The 13,262-nt window shown below is 45.5% G+C and carries 11 protein-coding genes and 1 tRNA gene; 4 read left to right on the plus strand and 8 right to left on the minus strand.

The features are described from left to right. Window positions 1–480: RNA-guided endonuclease InsQ/TnpB family protein (locus ACYQ4O_RS05375; protein ID WP_460174986.1), on the minus strand; the 480-nt coding region annotated here is incomplete at its 3' end. Between the two features lie 81 nt (window positions 481–561). On the opposite strand from ACYQ4O_RS05375, the gene tnpA reads away from it, so the two are divergent. Then, window positions 562–936: an IS200/IS605 family transposase gene (gene tnpA, locus ACYQ4O_RS05380; RefSeq protein WP_460174987.1), complete on the plus strand. Its 375-nt coding sequence runs from the start codon at window positions 562–564 to the stop codon at window positions 934–936. A gap of 125 nt (window positions 937–1,061) precedes the next feature. Here tnpA and ACYQ4O_RS05385 read toward each other — a convergent pair whose 3' ends face one another. Continuing rightward, the gene (locus ACYQ4O_RS05385; protein WP_460174988.1) at window positions 1,062–2,828 is read right to left on the minus strand and encodes a flavocytochrome c; all 1,767 of its coding nucleotides are present in this window, start codon (window positions 2,826–2,828) and stop codon (window positions 1,062–1,064) included. A 275-nt stretch (window positions 2,829–3,103) separates the two neighbouring features. On the opposite strand from ACYQ4O_RS05385, the gene ACYQ4O_RS05390 reads away from it, so the two are divergent. Beyond that, window positions 3,104–4,744, plus strand: coding sequence for an HAL/PAL/TAL family ammonia-lyase (locus tag ACYQ4O_RS05390; protein ID WP_460174989.1), 1,641 nt, complete (start codon window positions 3,104–3,106; stop codon window positions 4,742–4,744). A 206-nt stretch (window positions 4,745–4,950) separates the two neighbouring features. Here ACYQ4O_RS05390 and ACYQ4O_RS05395 read toward each other — a convergent pair. The 6 genes from ACYQ4O_RS05395 to ACYQ4O_RS05420 form a co-directional block, all read right to left on the minus strand. Continuing rightward, window positions 4,951–5,027, minus strand: a tRNA-Met gene (locus ACYQ4O_RS05395). Between the two features lie 91 nt (window positions 5,028–5,118). Beyond that, window positions 5,119–5,940, minus strand: coding sequence for a bifunctional hydroxymethylpyrimidine kinase/phosphomethylpyrimidine kinase (gene thiD / locus ACYQ4O_RS05400; RefSeq protein ID WP_308514014.1), 822 nt, complete (start codon window positions 5,938–5,940; stop codon window positions 5,119–5,121). Further along, entirely contained in the window at window positions 5,930–7,249 is a 1,320-nt protein-coding gene (locus ACYQ4O_RS05405; protein WP_308514015.1) for a 3-deoxy-D-manno-octulosonic acid transferase, read from the minus strand. Before ACYQ4O_RS05405 ends, thiD begins: the two co-directional genes overlap by 11 nt. Continuing rightward, window positions 7,246–8,193 (minus strand): lipopolysaccharide heptosyltransferase I, encoded by a 948-nt coding sequence (waaC, locus tag ACYQ4O_RS05410; protein WP_308514016.1) that lies wholly within the window; start codon window positions 8,191–8,193, stop codon window positions 7,246–7,248. The genes ACYQ4O_RS05405 and waaC overlap by 4 nt, the downstream gene beginning before the upstream one ends. A gap of 65 nt (window positions 8,194–8,258) precedes the next feature. Continuing rightward, a complete protein-coding gene (gene pgi, locus ACYQ4O_RS05415; protein WP_460174990.1) occupies window positions 8,259–9,722 on the minus strand; it encodes a glucose-6-phosphate isomerase in 1,464 nt (487 codons plus the stop codon). Continuing rightward, complete coding sequence (locus ACYQ4O_RS05420; RefSeq protein ID WP_460174991.1) at window positions 9,703–11,085, minus strand: phosphomannomutase/phosphoglucomutase; 1,383 nt, start codon at window positions 11,083–11,085, stop codon at window positions 9,703–9,705. Before ACYQ4O_RS05420 ends, pgi begins: the two co-directional genes overlap by 20 nt. A 217-nt stretch (window positions 11,086–11,302) precedes the next feature. On the opposite strand from ACYQ4O_RS05420, the gene rfaE1 reads away from it, so the two are divergent. Together rfaE1 and rfaD are read left to right on the plus strand one after the other, a co-directional pair. Next, window positions 11,303–12,247 carry a D-glycero-beta-D-manno-heptose-7-phosphate kinase gene (gene rfaE1 / locus ACYQ4O_RS05425; protein ID WP_460174992.1) on the plus strand — a complete coding sequence of 315 codons (945 nt, stop codon included), beginning with the start codon at window positions 11,303–11,305 and terminating at the stop codon, window positions 12,245–12,247. Between the two features lie 19 nt (window positions 12,248–12,266). Further along, window positions 12,267–13,262: an ADP-glyceromanno-heptose 6-epimerase gene (gene rfaD, locus ACYQ4O_RS05430; RefSeq protein ID WP_308514019.1), complete on the plus strand. Its 996-nt coding sequence runs from the start codon at window positions 12,267–12,269 to the stop codon at window positions 13,260–13,262.

Here is a 13,262-nt window from a genome sequence, read left to right on the forward strand (position 1 = left end):
AACAAACCACTTTAGACCTTCTCGAGATACCGTAATGTTCTTTGGTTTGCCAATGATGCTTCTGCTCTTTCTGTAGCCGACTGTCCCTATTTTCGGCAAATAGATCCTTTGTTTATCCTCATCTATTTTGAATCCCTGCGGGAATCGGAATGAATCACGCTGAAATTTCTTTTTGAACCTTGGAAAATTCGATCTCTTGGCAAAAAAATTCTTGTATTCCTTCTCTAAATCTTTCAATGCTTGTTGGAGGACTTGAGAATGACAGTCTTTCAGAAAAGAGAGCTTTTTCTTCCACAGAACGAGACGGTTGGCCCACTCTACATAGTTGAACCGATGTGCTTTATCTTTGCCGTAAAGTGACTTTTCTGTGGCTAAAGTTCTGTTATAGACATAGCGACAGGAACCGGCAAATTGGCTCATCAAACGAGCTTGGGCACCACTAGGGCACAATTCAAATCTAAAAGCTCGTCTTATCTGCATCTTTGTTTCCTGACTTCCTTGGCAAATTAAAATTTGGTCATGGACTTAGATACTAATATCAGATACGACAGGTAATGTCTTTTGAATTTGCATATTCATTTGGTCTTTGCCACTAAGTACACACGATACGTATTTACCAAACAGATATTGGACGCACTGAAAATAATTTTTCCCTCAGTTTGTAATGATTTTGAAGCTGACTTAGTAGAGTTTGATGGCGAAAAATATCACGTTCATTTGTTAATTACTTACCCACCTAAAGTCTCTATATCTCGTTCAGTCAATTCTCTGAAAGGAGTATCAAGCCGTCTTATTCGAAAAAAGAAATATCCTTCCATTCGTAGCCTGTTATGGGGGGATGCTCTCTGGGCTCCTTCTTATTTTGCTGCAAGTTGTGGGGGTGCACCTATTTCTATTATCAAACAGTACATTGAACAACAGAATACGCCTGACTGAAAAAATTATTATATTCGACCCTTATATCACCGTCCTAAAGGACGGTGTTTTACGGGTCGGTCTGATAAAAAAGAGAGAGCGTTAAGCCCTCCCTTTCAGTAAAGATCCTTATTGGAACTTATTTATTACTTGGCTGCCTGGGCTGCTGCTTGACCTGCAATTCGTCCGAAAACGATGATATCGGTATAAGCATTACCGCCTAAACGGTTAGTACCGTGAGTAACACCCGTAACTTCGCCGGCTGCCCAAAGACCAGGTATAACTTTACCGTCAGCTGTCAAAGCCTGGGCCTTTTCATTGATTCGGATTCCGCCCATGGTGTGGTGAGTAGAAGGAACTGCCTTGATAACATAGTACTTACCTTGGCTCATATCCATCAGACCGCTTCTGTGATTGAAGTCCTTATCATTGCCTTTACCTGTCATGGTGTTGACTCTGTCAATTGTCTTAACAAGCTGGTCGTACGGCATCTTTGTAAAGTCAGCGATGCACTTCAAATCTTCACAAGTCTTCATGATGCCTTGTTTTGTAAAGGCTTCATATTCGTTAGTGTGAGTCTTAACAGTATTGGAAATCTTGCCGATGTTGTCGTTCCAGAGAACCCAGCAATAGCCTCCCGGCTGTTTCAGGATAGCATGAGAAAGAACGTCACGGCGGTCAAGTTCTTCAACGAAGCGCTTAGCGTCCTGATTCAGCATCAAAGCACCGTCAAAGCGTGCATCAGCGATCAATTCAATCACACCGGAAATCGGGTCGCAAATAGGATAGGTTTGGATATATCCCATATTGACCAACTGTGCACCGGCTTTTTCGGCCATATAAAGAGCTTCGCCTGTAGATCCCGGAGCATCCGTAGTCTTGAAGCGTTCATCAATCTTCGGATTGTACTTCTTAACCATTTGGGCATTAGCACCGAAGCCGCCGGTAGCTAAGACAACACCACCCTTAGCATTAAATGTGTATTCCTGACCGTTCATCTCAGCCTTAACGCCGACAACTCTGCCTTCTGCGTTTTTGATGAGGTCAACCATCTTCATATTAGTAATTACAGGAATACCGAGTTCTTCTGCCTTGTGCATGAACTTAGAAATGAATTCCGTTCCTGTATGGCCTTCAGGAATCAATGCGCGTTTGCGGCTGTGGCCGCCGAAGAAGAAAAGATTATCAGGCTCGAAATTAACGCCGATGTAGTCCTTACACCACTTAGCGGCATCAAGAGCGTTATGTGTCATGACGTTGATAACCTTCATATCACCCTTCTGATCGCCGCCTTTGAAGGTATCTTGAGCATGAAGCTCAGGAGAGTCGTCATTGATGCCGAGTTTTGGCTGGACCCAGTTCTTAGCCACATTCATTTCAGCACCGGAAATAAGAGAGTTTCCACCGACAGCCGGCATTTTTTCCAAAAGAACTACATTGGCACCTGCGTTCTTAGCGGTAATAGCGGCAGAGAAACCAGCACCGCCTGCACCGACTACCACAACGTCGTAGTTATTAACTTTAGGCAATGCCTTTTCTACTTTCTTGATAGCTTTCTTATCACCTTTAGACAACTTAATACCAGCATTCTTAGCGGCATCTTCAACAGCCTGTTTCAAACCTTTAGAAGAGAAAGTAGCTCCGGAAATGTCATCTAAATCAGTGGAGTTAGAAGCGATGATGTCAGAGCGCAGATCTTTGTAAACCTTCTGAGCAAGAACCGGGTTTTCCTTTTCTTTTAAAACCTTAATGTCTTGGATTTTGCCGTTATCAAAGGTGACGGCAACGGTAACGTCCCCATGTTTACCTACGCCTGTTCCTTCAGTTGTGACCGGGGCGGCAAAAGCTTGGAAAGAAACTGTACCGAATACTAAAGCAGTAGCTGCTGCAAGAATGGTGGATTTGTAGTTCATACGAAGCTCTCAATTTGTGAGTGAATTGTGACAAAACGAATTATATTCAAAAACCGACTATTCGGTATATTTTATTTTTAGCGTAGTAAGTAAAAACACTTATTTTGTATCATAACTAATTTATTATCTTTTTGTTTTTAAATAATTTATTTTACGAACCAGTACTTTTACTAATGGGGATATGTTGCTTAAAAACAAACCGATTAGTTGGTTTTTATTTTATGATTTTCACATCAAATTTTTCCTAAATCCTCATTCACTCAAGGAACAGTACAATGCAACTACGTAAATTGGCTTTTTCTCTTGGTTTGGTTTTTATGTCTTCCGCCTCTCTTGCTGCCGTTACTTTGACAGGTTCTTCTCTTACGCAGGACCAAGCCTGGTCTGTCGCAAATGGAGAAGAGGTCAAAATTGATGCCAAAGCAATGAAACATCTGACTGACTCCTTTAATCTCGTTAATGAAGCGGCCAGACAAGGCGCTGAAATTTACGGCTTAACAGTTGGCGTCGGCCTCAATAAAGACCATCATCTTTTTGACGCTAAAGGCGAACTGACAGAAGAAGCTAAACAAGCCAGCACGGAATTCAACAGAAACATCCTCCGTTCTCACTCCGTCGGTTTCGGCCCTGCCTTAGATCCGAAGCTAGTCAGACTTTCGATGGTTATTCGATTGAATACATTGCTGACAGGCAGAGCCGGTGTTCAGCCGTATGTTGCAGAGCTTTATGCAGCTTTTCTGAACAAAGGCATTACACCGGTAGTTCCGGCGCGCGGTTCCATTGGAGATGCTGACATCACGCTTGCCTCTCACATCGGCGCAACAATGATGGGAGAATGGAAAGTTATTGTCGACGGAAAAGAACTTCCAGCCGCCGACGCATTAAAGAATGCTCAGATCCAACCTTTGGTACCGCAGGGCAAAGACGGTTTAGGCATTCTCTCCAACAATTCCATTGGTATGGCTTTGACTATGAATGCCGTTAAGACATTACGCCAAGTCGTTAAAGTTACACCAACCGTTTTCGGCCTGACATTGGAAGGAATGAACGGCAATGTTGCTCCTTTCCTTGTCCAATCTGTAAACTCCCACCCGTTGCCCGGACTTCAAGAAGCTGCTCAAGATTTCAGAGCCGCTTTAAAAGGTTCTTACCTCTGGGACAAAAACGCCAAGCGCAATTTGCAGGATCCTCTCAGCTTCCGCACTACCGTCTATACCTACTCTGAAGTGCTCAAATCCTTGAAAGAACTCGATGAGCTGATTGATGTTCAGATCAATTCTTCAGATGACAATCCGGGAGTTATTTTGAACGCCTCTCCGGAGGATTCCGAAGCCTCACAAGTCGCACAATATTTTGTGAAAGGAAATGGTCTCAAAGGCGCAATTATTCCTTCTGCAAATTTTGAACCGCTTTCAATTGCAATTGCGGCTCAAAAAAGCGCAATCGCTCTCGGACATCTTGCTCATAACTGCATGCAGAGAACTATTCGTCTTGATGAAGATCGTTTCTCGGGACTCCCGCGCTACTTAACGGCGAAAACCAATCAGAACGGCCATAATTTCGGTGCCACCGAAGACACCATGGTTTCGATCTACGCAGAAAATGTTGATTTAGCCAATCCAGTATCTCTCGATGGAGCTCCGGTTGAAGGCAATATTGAAGACTCGGCCTCTAACCTTCCCAGAGTTGCAGAAAGACTTAACCGATCAGCCGAAAACATGTTGGCACTGTACTCAATGGAACTTCTTCATGCTGCACAAGCTGTTGACTTACGCAAAGAACAGCAAGAAGTTAAGTTGGCTTCGGCCACACAAAAGTTATATGACGCGTATAGAAGCAAAGTTCCTTTCGTAGAAAAGGACAGAATCTTCTCCGGCAATCTGGCTGACGGAATTGAACTTCTCACCAATTATTAATACTTTCGCGAGTCGATAAATTCTCCTTGGTTCCGAGACCGCTTATAAAAGCGGTCTTTTTCATTTCCAAAATTGGTGCCATCAAAAAGAAATTCCGATTCCGGATATCAAGGAAATATTTTGCGTGCTAATTAAATCAGGATTGATATAAACGGCTGGAAAACGAAAAACCCGCAATCCAATATTTTGAACTGCGGGTGGTATCTTGGTGGCGAATCAGGGACTTGAACCCCGGACACAAGGATTATGATTCCTCTGCTCTAACCAACTGAGCTAATTCGCCAGAGACGTGAATATTACAGGAACACTTTTATTTATGCAAGCCTTTTTTGAACTTTCTAATTTCGCAAGTGTAAATTTATGTAACCTTCTACCTATTTCCAGTATTTATAAAAGTGTTTAATCGGACCGTGACCGTGGCCAACTATTAGGTCATCAGAACCTTCAATGGCTTTATCCATAAATTTCTTCGCTTTTTTCATCGCGGTTTTTACCGTCTTCGTCTGAGGAAGAAGAGCCGCAATGGCCGATGACAAAGCACAACCGGTACCATGAGTATTCTTTGTGGCAATCCGTTTAGAAGAAAACTTAGTGAACTTTTTACCGTCAAATAGGAAGTCTTCAGCTGTCTTGGTATTTTCTCGGTGCCCTCCTTTCAAGAAAACATAGCCGTGAGAGCCCTTCAGTTTCCACAATAAGCGGCAGGCTTCTTCCATCTTTTCATCGGAATCTATTTCTCCTTTCCAACCCAACAAAATCTGAGCTTCAGGAAGATTCGGAGTGATGACTGTAGAAATCGGAAGGAGATATTCGCGCAAAGCCGCAATGGCTTCTTGCTGAAGTAAAGGATCTCCGCTCTTAGCAACCATCACCGGATCTAGAACAATGTAACGCGGATTCCATTTTTCTAAGCCTTCGGCTACGGTTTTAATAAGCTCAGAATCGAAAAGCATTCCAATTTTGACGGAATCGATTGCAACATCTTCAAAGAGAGTATCAATCTGTTTTGCAACCATGTCCACCGGAATAGGAAATACCGCCGTTACACCAACTGTGTTTTGTGCTGTCAGAGCCGTGACAACTCCGCAGGCATAAGCATTCTGCGCACTGATAGTTTTAATATCAGCCAAAATTCCTGCACCTCCCGAGGGATCAACTCCTGCAATCGATACTACATTCGGGCACTTATGCTTCATCTTCTTCACCTCCGCCTAAAATTTCGTCAATAACAGCCATCGTTTTCTTAGTAGCGCCTCTTTTCTTTTCTGAGAATAACAGGGCCTGTTTAGACAAAGCCTCTCGTTTTGCCTTGTCTTCTAATAACTCTTCAACAGCCCTCATGGCGTCTTCTTCATCTTTGACCTGAAGAAGTGCACCCTCGTTTTTTCCTTCTTCAATGGCCGTTTGGAAATTAAATATGCTCGGACCCACAATAAGAGGCACCCCAATGCCGCACGGTTCGATAACGCTTTGAGACCCATATGGTCCGAAACTGCCTCCCATTACGGCAACATCGGCCAGTGCATAGTAGAAGTTCATCTCACCCATGCTGTCGCCAAGGATTACTTGCGGACCATTTGCACCGAAAACCGTCCTCCAATCACGGACGTTACTTCGCTTTGCAACCGTCAGTCCATGATCTTCGATTAATTTTCTGACCTGTTCGAATCTCTGAGGATGACGAGGAACAATCAGCCACAACGGTTTAGGCCCTTTTCCTTCTTTTTCCAGCTTCTCAATAAGCTTCACAAACCTTTCCTCTTCCCCTTCCCTGGTACTGGCAAATAAAACCAGCGGCCTTTGCAAAAGCTTACGCAGTTCGATTGCAGTACGAAGCTGAGGAAGGTTAGGCGTGAAATCAAACTTTAAATTGCCGAGAACCACGACAGGATCGCAACCGGCTTCTCTAAGACGCTCAGCATCGGCTTCGGACTGAGCCAACGTAATATCTAAGCGCTGCATGGCGGGCTTTATTAAGGCACGAACCTTCTTTCCCTTTTTCAGCGACCTTTCCGAAAGCCGTGCGTTGGCCAAAATTAAAGGAATGCCTTTTTTCTTCGCATAAAAAGTCAAATTAGGCCAGACTTCGGTCTCTATCATGATGATGAGGGAGGGCCTAACTTGCTGAAGGAATCTTTTCACCGCAAACGGGGTGTCATACGGCAAATAACTTTGAGTGATTCTGTCTCCATAGCGACGGGCAATCTTCTCTCCGACTTCTCGGCCGGTAGGCGTCATGTGCGTATAGATAATATCGACTTGCGGCCATTTCTTTAAAATCGCCTCGACAAGAGTTTCCGTAGCTCTTGTTTCTCCGACCGATACTGCGTGGATCATAATTCTCACACGCGAACTCTTTGGTTTGGGATAAGAAGCCAATCCAAATCTTTCTGACCAATGCAGCTTATATTCGGGCTGTTTTCTGGCCCTCTTAAGAAGATATAACATCGCCAACGGACAGGCAGCGTACAAAAGGCTGCTGTAAATAGGCCTTATCGGATTCATGAGAGAACCTCTTTAACAGCGTCATAGACTTCTTTAACTTCAGGACAGGCGTCCACGCCGCCCAATGCACATTTTTTACCCTCGCCCATCAAAGGCACTAACTCGATCGGGTAGTCTCTGAAAATGCCAACTGTAGGAAGCCCCATTGCGGATCCCAGATGAGTCATTCCGGTATCTACCCCGACCACAAGCTCGCAGGTTGCCGTAAATTTCATTAGCTCTCCGATTTTCATGCGTGCAAGAACGAATGCTTCCTGACCGATTGCATTTTTTATTTTTTCTACGCGTTCTTTTTCTTCGGGACTTGCCCAAGCAAAGAAGACTTTCCATCCCTCATCGGTCAGAAGTCTTCCGAGTTCAATCCAGTAGTTTTCGGGCCAGAGCTTCGTTTTGCGGCTCGTATTCACAAAGAAAATCGCCTGCTTGTTTTCAACCTTCTCCGATGAGAATAAGAAATCGAAAACCGGTGCCGTATCCGGCATGACATAATCAAGGGCTTGAGCAGTTAGCTGCCGGCATCTTTCAACGGCCGAGAGCTTCTTGGAAACCGGGTAAGTCTTGTCGTACATCCAGGAAGCTGCCGCCTCCTTAATCGAGGCTCTATCGTACCCGGCCATCGGCGACTTCGCGAGTTTTCCGACTACCGCACTTTTGATTAAGCCTTGCAGATCAATGACAAGATCATATTTTTTTTCCTGAAGTCTCTTTTTTAAGGCTTGGATTTCTTCTCGAGTTTGTTTGGAGAAAATAGACTTTCTCCATTTCCTCACGTTGCAAATAATGGTCTCATCGACAAGGGGCGTATGACGGACAATATCTGCAAACGGCTCTTCTACAAGCCAATCAATCCTCACTCCGCGGATATTTTTTCGGATATCCGCCAATACGGGAAGAGCATGGACTACGTCTCCCATTGAGGAGGTCTTTACGATCAATATATTCAAGGGACGCCTTTTGTGAAAAAAAATGCACTCCCGCCTTTTTCAACGAGAATGCATCAATATTACGCTTACTGCTCTTCGTTCATGATGTCGCGGGCAAGCCGTTTACCCAACTCGACTCCGGGCTGATCGAACGGGTTGATGCCGAACAAGTTGCCGAGCATCGTAGTCTTGTGTTCGTACATAGCCATTAAAGCTCCTAAGGAGTATGGGCTGATGTCTCTAACTCGAATGACGTTGACCGTGTTCATGGCCAAAGAATCATCGTCTTCGGTCACTAAAACATTGGCCTGAGCCTTGGCATTAGCCAAAAGGAAGTCATGATGAACGGTAAGACTGTGAGCAGGTCTGTCCGCCCAAAGAATGTCGATAGCCGTTCTGGCAACGCCCTGTCTCAGACATTGGAAGAATGTATGCTGGGCATCATTGCCTAAACCGCCCCAAACAATACGGCCTGTAGGGAAAAAGGTCAGTTCGCCGTTCGTTAGACGGCTCTTGCCCAAGCTCTCCATCTGCAGCTGCTGAAGCCATTGAATCATGTGGCGCAGACGATGCTCATAAGGAAGGAAGCATAAAGTCCCGGCATTTAACGCAATAGAGTTCCAGATACTGAGTAAAGCCAAAGTCAAAGGGAGGTTCTTTTCAGGTTCACTTTCAATGGAATGCATATCCATTTGATGCGCCCCGCGAAGGAATTCATCAAAGTGTGTCGGACCTAAAGCAATCATCAGAGGCAGGCCTGTTGCGCTCCAAACAGAGAAGCGTCCGCCGACCCAATCCCAGATAGGGAAACGTCTTGCGCAAGGCACCCCGATTTTTTCTCCGGCTTTTTCATTGGAAGAGACAACCACAAAGTGCTTGCAAAGTTCTTCCCCTTCAATGCCCTGCTGAATAAACCAGTTGCGGATGGTTTCTGCGTTCAGCAAAGTTTCAGCCGTGCCGAAACTCTTACTGGAAACAATAACCAACGTAGTGCTGGCGGACAGCTTAGAGAGAAGATTGACCAACACCCAGCCGTCAACGTTACTCACCCAGTGAACGGCAATTGAGGAAGTGTTCATGTCCTGGCAGGCATCGTAGACAAAGTGAGGACCTGCGAAAGAACCGCCGATACCGACATTAATGACATCGGTAATTCTTTGCCCTGTAGTGCCTCTCCATAAACCTTGACGGATTTCATAAGCAAATTTACGCATCTCATCAAGATTCTTGCGGACAGCTTCAGCCTGCGGCAGAGAAGACTCCGGATCTCTTAAAAGCGTATGCAGTGCGGCACGTTTTTCTGAAGAATTAACTTGCTTACCCTGCATCATATTGCGATGACGCTCAACCAGATGAACGTCTTCCGCAATACGGTATAAATGCTTTAATTCGTCTTCATTTAAGCGCTGCCGGGAAATATCGACCTTTACTCCGCAGGCTTCCAACGTATGGTTGCCGCCGAGAAGCTTCGGAGGATTTTTCTCGTATTCGTCACTGTAAGCTGAAATTTCGGCCAATCCGGCCTGGGTCTTAGAAAGGAATTCTGGCATTCGGTTCTACTCTCAAAATCTCGTCTTTAAATCTCTGCTGGATTCTCTTAAGGGCGTCTTCGCTGTCTGCTTCAAAGCGCAAAACAACGACGGGAGTGGTATTGGAAGGACGGGCTAATGCGAATCCATCATCCCATTCAACTCTGATGCCGTCGATGGTGATGATATCTTTGGCATCCTCAAACTTAGCATTTTGCTTAATTTTTTCGACCAATTCGAAATTTTCTCCTTCAGCTGTCGGAATCTGTAATTCCGGTGTGCTTACAGCATTAGGAAGATTCTTCAGCGGCTCATTTGCATCGGCAAAGCGAGTCAGAATTTCAATCATGCGGGTACCGGCATAGACCCCGTCATCAAATCCGGGCCAGCGATCATGGAAGAAAATATGTCCGCTCATTTCACCGGCGAAATCCGCATTGACCTCTTTCATCTTTGCTTTAATCAAGGAGTGTCCGGTGCGGGACATCACGGCTTTACCGCCTCTGGACTCAACGAACGGCTTGATGTTTCTGGTGCACTTGACGTCGTAAACAATAGTGGCGCCCGGACGCTTGGAAAGAATATCGCCTGCAAAAAGCATTGCCTGGCGATCCGGATAAATAATTTCACCGTCTTTAGTTACCACGCCCAGACGATCGCCGTCGCCGTCAAAAGCCAAACCGACTTCGGAGTCGCCTTCTTTGAGAGCCTTGATCAAATCTTGCAAATTAGCCGGTTTGGAAGGATCCGGATGGTGGTTAGGGAAATTGCCGTCAACATTGGTGTAGAGCTCTTCAACTTCCGCACCTAGTGTTTTGAATAAAGCTGCCGCAGTCGGGCCGGCAATGCCGTTGCCTGCGTCAATGGCTATTTTAATAGGACGGGAAAACTTCACATCATCGGTGATGGACTTCATGTAGGCCGGGAGCACGTCGACTTTTTCGTAGCTTCCTTTTTCTTCTGCTGTATAGAGTTTGTCTGCCACAATAGCCTTGTAGAGATCCTGAATAGTTTCTCCGTACAAAGTTTCGCCGGCTAGCATCATCTTCAGTCCGTTATAGACAGGAGGATTGTGGCTGCCGGTAACAGCAACGCCGCTTCCTGTTTTTAAATAGACCGTACTGAAATAAAGGACGGGTGTAGGAACTGCGCCGATATCATAGACACCAATGCCCGCTTCTCGAATGCCGCGCATCAAAGCACATTGAAGTCTAGGCCCGCTCAAGCGTCCGTCTCTTCCTACGCAAATGTGGCTGACCCCCTTTTCTCTTGCTTTTGTTCCGAGGGCTTGGCCAACTAAAAAACAAACATCTTCAGTTAAAGTTTTATCAACAATGCCTCGAATATCGTAGGCCTTAAATATGGATTGTGAGATCGCTGTCATCAATCCGTCCTCCTAATAGTTACTTCGCGTCATTTTAATGATTTAGAGACAATTTAGAAACATTTAGCTCGAGAAGAGCCCATAGAAGGAGGAGGTTTGCAGAAAATATGTTAAAAATCACAAAATTCTGTGACATTTTTCTCGGGCAAAAAAACATCTTATTTTTGTGTTGGAGCGTGTAAGCGTAAAATCAATCCAACTTAGAAGGTCCGAACATATGGAATTAGAAAATATTAATAAGAAGACAATCGAAGCGGCATCCATCCTTGTGGTTGGAGATGCAATGCTGGACCGTTATTGGTTCGGAGATGCATCCCGCATCTCTCCTGAAGCCCCCGTTCCCGTAGTTAAAGTAACAAGAAGAGAAGATCGTCTCGGCGGAGCGGCTAACGTAGCTAGAAACTCGGCCAGCCTCGGTTCACTTACTTCCTTATTAGCCGTCATTGGAGATGATGAAGCGGGCAACGTATTGATGGAGCTTTTGGAAAAAAGCAACGTCCGTCCGTGTCTCTATAAGGATCCCAACAGCACAACCACAGTCAAGCTCAGAATCCTCGCCCGAAATCAACAGATGCTCCGTACGGATTTCGAGTCACAGGTTCAGGGATTAGCTCTCGACATGCACGAGTCCCGTTTCGCCTCTCTGCTTCCGGATCATGACGCCGTCATCTTGTCTGACTACGGCAAAGGCGGCCTGGACAGAATCGCGAAAATCATTGAGCAAGGAAGAACTTTCGGAAAACCAATTCTCATTGATCCGAAAGGTGATGATTACTCGCGCTACAAATATGCAACCTGCATCACTCCGAACAGAAGTGAGCTTGCCCAAGTCGTCGGCCAATGGCGTGATGAAGAAGACTTGCACAACCGAGCTCAAAACTTGAGAGAGGAGCTCAAGCTCGAAAATCTTCTGCTGACTAGAAGTGAGGAAGGAATGACGCTGTTTGACGAAGACGGCAGCTGGAGCGTTCCGGCCCAGGCTAGGGAAGTTTTTGATGTGTCGGGTGCAGGAGATACCGTTATTTCAGTACTCGGCGTGATGCTTGCCGCCGGGTACGACTGGCGCACGGCAGTCACCGTTTCTAACAGGGCCGGCAGTATTGTTGTTGGAAAATTAGGAACTGCTACCGTCACCTTCGAAGAATTATTTGGCAAACAATAATTAACTAAAGGAATTAATCATGAGTTTTATTGTTACAGGGGCAGCCGGTTTTATCGGCGCCAACATTGTCCGAGGACTCAACCAGCGTGGCATTACCGATATTCTTGCCGTGGACAACCTGACTAAGTCCGACAAATTCACTAACTTAGCCGATACCGTAATCGCCGACTACTTGGACAAGAGAGTCTTTATTGACTTGGTCAAAAAAGGCGAAATCGCCGCTCCTGAAGCCATTTTCCACCAAGGCGCCTGCTCCGATACCATGGAGTTAGACGGCCATTACATGATGGAAAATAATTACCGCTACACCTTGGAATTGTTTAACTGGTGTCAGGCTAAGAAAATCCCGTTCTTCTATGCTTCTTCGGCTGCAACTTACGGTGCATCGTCCGTGTTCGTAGAAGATGTAGCCTATGAAAAACCGTTAAACGTTTACGGCTACTCCAAGTACCTCTTCGACCAAGTTCTTCGCAGAGAAATGCAGAAAGGCCTAACAGCCCCGGTTGCAGGTCTTCGTTACTTCAATGTGTACGGCCGTATGGAACAGCACAAAGGCCGTATGGCTTCCGTTGCTTTCCATCAATACCATCAATTCAGAAAGGACGGTAAAGTCAAACTGTTCGAAGGCTGTCTCGGCTATGCCAACGGCGACCAGAAACGCGACTTCGTCTATATTGACGACGTAATAGACGTCAATATGTTCTGCTTAGACAAATCCATCACCGGCATTTACAACTGCGGAACGGGACATGCTCAACCTTTCAATGACGTTGCATTGACCGTCGTCAACACTTTGAGAGAACAAGAAGGCAAAGAGGCCTTAACCTTGGAAGATGCCGTCGCCCATGACTTCATCGAATACATTCCGTTCCCTCAAGCTCTTGTCGGGAAATATCAGGCCTTTACTCAAGCCGATTTAACTCATTTGAGAGCCGCAGGCTACGATAAGCCCTTTAAGACCGTTCAAGAAGGCACAAAAGCCTACATGCTTGAGCTTCTTAAGAAGTATCCATAA

It is taken from the genome of Turicimonas sp. TL08 (assembly GCF_054660695.1).

Bases quoted from the DNA above. Each gene is read 5' to 3' on its own strand.
- ACYQ4O_RS05420 (WP_460174991.1), bottom strand. From the start codon at position 11,085: ATGACAGCGATCTCACAATCCATATTTAAGGCCTACGATATTCGAGGC.
- rfaE1 (WP_460174992.1), top strand. From the start codon at position 11,303: ATGGAATTAGAAAATATTAATAAGAAGACAATCGAAGCGGCATCCATC.
- ACYQ4O_RS05405 (WP_308514015.1), bottom strand. From the start codon at position 7,249: ATGAATCCGATAAGGCCTATTTACAGCAGCCTTTTGTACGCTGCCTGT.
- thiD (WP_308514014.1), bottom strand. From the start codon at position 5,940: ATGAAGCATAAGTGCCCGAATGTAGTATCGATTGCAGGAGTTGATCCC.
- rfaD (WP_308514019.1), top strand. From the start codon at position 12,267: ATGAGTTTTATTGTTACAGGGGCAGCCGGTTTTATCGGCGCCAACATT.
- ACYQ4O_RS05390 (WP_460174989.1), top strand. From the start codon at position 3,104: ATGCAACTACGTAAATTGGCTTTTTCTCTTGGTTTGGTTTTTATGTCT.
- pgi (WP_460174990.1), bottom strand. From the start codon at position 9,722: ATGCCAGAATTCCTTTCTAAGACCCAGGCCGGATTGGCCGAAATTTCA.
- ACYQ4O_RS05385 (WP_460174988.1), bottom strand. From the start codon at position 2,828: ATGAACTACAAATCCACCATTCTTGCAGCAGCTACTGCTTTAGTATTC.